This is a genomic window from Xenorhabdus miraniensis (assembly GCF_002632615.1).
Map to the genome: position 1 here is coordinate 21660 of NZ_NITZ01000034.1, position 3368 is coordinate 25027.

At 47.4% G+C, this 3368-nt stretch carries 2 protein-coding genes; both read left to right on the forward strand.

What is annotated here, in order from left to right; all coding sequences use genetic code 11:
- Positions 1-2: 2 nt before the first annotated feature.
- Positions 3-2378 carry a primase-like DNA-binding domain-containing protein gene (locus Xmir_RS36355; protein ID WP_099114290.1) on the forward strand — a complete coding sequence of 792 codons (2376 nt, stop codon included), beginning with the start codon at positions 3-5 and terminating at the stop codon, positions 2376-2378.
- Between the two features lie 508 nt (positions 2379-2886).
- A partial coding sequence (locus tag Xmir_RS36360) for an Hcp family type VI secretion system effector (protein ID WP_099114291.1) occupies positions 2887-3368 on the forward strand: 482 nt, incomplete at its 3' end.

Genomic DNA, 3368 nt, shown 5'->3' on the forward strand with positions numbered 1-3368 from the left:
TTATCCATACCGTGAAGAACGCGGCCATAAATCACTGGCAAAGCCTGTTACCTGCCTGTGGTGTTGATGTTCCAACGCGGGGCAAACATAGTGCTTGCCCAATATGCGGCGGAACTGACCGTTTCCACTTCATTGATGATCACCATAACGGTGACTGGCATTGTCGCCAGTGTGATGAGCCGAATCACGGTGACGGGCTGGATTTAGTGGCAAGGGCGAAAGGGATCACGATTTTTGAAGCCGCTAAGTTAGTTTCTGGTGCGCTGGCGCTTCCCTTGCCAGAATTCAAGCCCGCCAAAGAAAAGCCCCGAACAGTAAAATCCATTGCGGAACGCATCGCGGCGCTGGTTGCAACTTCTGTCACGGGTGAATCTCAATATCTGGCTAAAAAGGGGCTGCAATGCCCCAATCAGCGGTTATTGAAAGACGGCGCTTTATTGCTGGTTACTCAAACTCTGGACGGCACAATCACAGGCGCACAGATCATCAAGCCCAACGGTGAAAAGCGCCTTGTCTCTGGTACGCAGAAAAAAGGCAGTTTTATCCCCGTATCCGAGATTACCGGAACGCCGGACACAATCATCATTACCGAAGGTTATGCAACGGCACTCACTGTCAGCCAGTTACATGAAGGTCGGGTACTGGCGGCGATTGATGAGGGAAATTTATCCGTCGTGGCCGGACTGGTGAGAGAACGGTGGTCAGACGTGAAAATTATCCTTGCTGCTGATAATGACTGGCATGAATCGGGGGAACTGGACAACAACGGCAAGCCGAAGAAGAACGTCGGCAAAATGGCGGCAGAAAAGACCGCTAAAGCGATTACCGGATGGGTCACGTTACCGCCTACGGCATTGAAAGCCGACTGGGACGATTATCGCCAGCATCACGGTATTGAGGCAGCAAAGCAGGCATTTAATCACGGATTATATCAGGTCGGAGGAAAAGCCCCCGTGGACGTAATAGAAGAAGTGGCAGTGATCCACGAAGTGAAGACCAAAAAGGCCAATAACAATCTGGCACAAATGGCTGCCAGTCAGCGCGGGGCACTGCTGGCTGAGCGCTACGGCAAGGTGGCGGTAAGCCTTGAAAGCGAAATGGTTTACCAATATAACGGCGCGATATGGGAAACCGTGTCGGATAACGCGCTGCGCCGCGCAATGGTAGCCATCTTCGACCAACACGAAACCCCTTACAGCCCGAACGGGATCAATAACGCTATTTGTGCCATGAAACTACAAGTGCCGGTTATCGGCGAACAACGGCAGGATTTAATTGGGTTTTGTAATGGGGTGTATGATTTATCAACCAAGCAGTTTTATTCTCACCAGCCGGAACATTGGTTAATGAACCATAACGGCATTGAATTTACCCCACCCACAACCGATGAGAACCTACAGGCTCATGCCCCCGATTTTTATCGCTGGCTGTCCCATGCGGCGGGACGCAATGAAAATAAAATGAATCGAATCAAAGCCGCCCTGTTTATGATTTTGGCAAACCGTTATGACTGGCAGCTATTTATTGAAGTGACGGGCGAAGGTGGCAGCGGTAAAAGCATCTTTACCTATATCGCCACGTTATTAGCGGGTGAGCACAATACCGCCAGTGGCAATATGAGAGCCTTGGACGAAGCACGGGGGCGTTATCAGTTTGTCGGAAAAAGCCTGATTACGCTGCCCGATCAGGTTAAATATGTCGGTGAGGGAGCAGGCATCAAAGCCATTACAGGCGGTGACCTGATTGAAGTTGACGGGAAGTACGAAAAGCAATTTTCTACGGTCATCAAGGCGGTGGTATTAGCCACCAATAACGAACCCATGAGCTTTACCGAACGCAACGGCGGTATTGCACGGCGGCGGGTGATATTCCCGTTTAACCATCCGGTCAAAGAGTCAGAAAAAGATCCGCAATTGGCGGAGAAAATCAGCCGGGAACTGCCTGTCATTATCCGCCATTTATTAAACGAATTTGCCGACCAGAACAAGGCTAAAAAGCGGCTACAAGCGCAACGCGATTCCAACGAAGCGTTAACGGTGAAAAGCCATTCCGATCCGTTATATCGCTTTTGTGGTTATCTGGTTTCCGTCAATGAGGCGACTGGCATGAAGATGGGAAATAAAAATATCAGCCCACGGGCACCGAGAATGTATTTGTATCATGCCTATCTTTCTTTTATGGAAGCGCACGGCTTTGAACGCCCGTTAACCCTGACAAAATTTGGTGAATCGATACCGAAGATTATGCAGGAATACCGGAAGGAATATCGGAAAGTGCGAACCAAGAAAGGCTACATTTATAACGTTGAGCTGTCAGACGAAGCGGAAGAGTGGCTGCCCTCTGTGCCTGAATGCAGGGGCTTTAAATCCCCTGTATAAACTTCTTGAGTTTAAGTCTGCACTCCATGCACCATTTCGAATATCTGACTGTATTTAAAAGAAAATAATAGGTGTATAGTTATTTTTTAACTATACATCAACTCTACATTCTCTTCATTTAGTGTAAAAAAGGGGTGAACAGGGGACACAGTCAGTGAATATCCTATTAATCACGACCAACCCAGAGGTAGCAAGGCTTTCAGGAAATTGTGCACAGGGTGCATAACTGAGAGGGTAAAAAAGATTTTCAGGGGGGTATCTCTGGCAGGAAAATAAAAGCCGGACAAACCAGAAAAGGAAAGCTATCACGTCAACATGATTTTATTTAGGGTATTACCTGAAATTTAAAATAGGTAATTATCTGATTTTGTTTAAGAGGAGACGTTAATCACAAACTTATTGATGTTCTTTTATCCATGCTGGAATCGATAAGAATAACTGTTATATCCTGCTTCATGAAATGCCTTATTGCGCATTGATTGGACATCATGTTACAGGAGAAACACGCATGTCATACCTCATTTACTTGTCGTTAAAAGGCAAGAAGCAAGGTCTTATTTCTGCGGGCTGTTCAACACCCGAATCTATCGGCAACCGGTATCAGGTAGGACGGGAAGATCAGATACAGGTATTAAGCCTCAGTCACGCGATGAGCCGAGACCAGAACGTCAATCATCACCCTGTCAGCTTTGTGAAGCCCCTCGATAAATCCTCTCCCCTGTTAGCGATGGCAATAAACGGTAACGAGTTGTTGGAGGCGAAATTTATGTGTTACCGGATCAATCCAATGGGACAGTTGGAATTTTTTTATGAAATCAAACTGACAGGCGCGAGCATTGTTGATGTTTCCTATCATTATCCGCATTCCATCGACGACAACGGCGCCATGCCGCATGAAGTGGTGATGCTGGATTACAAATCTATTTCATGCAGTCACCTCGCCGCCGGAACGTCGGGTTACAGTATTTCGCAATTAGTTGGACGTGAAGA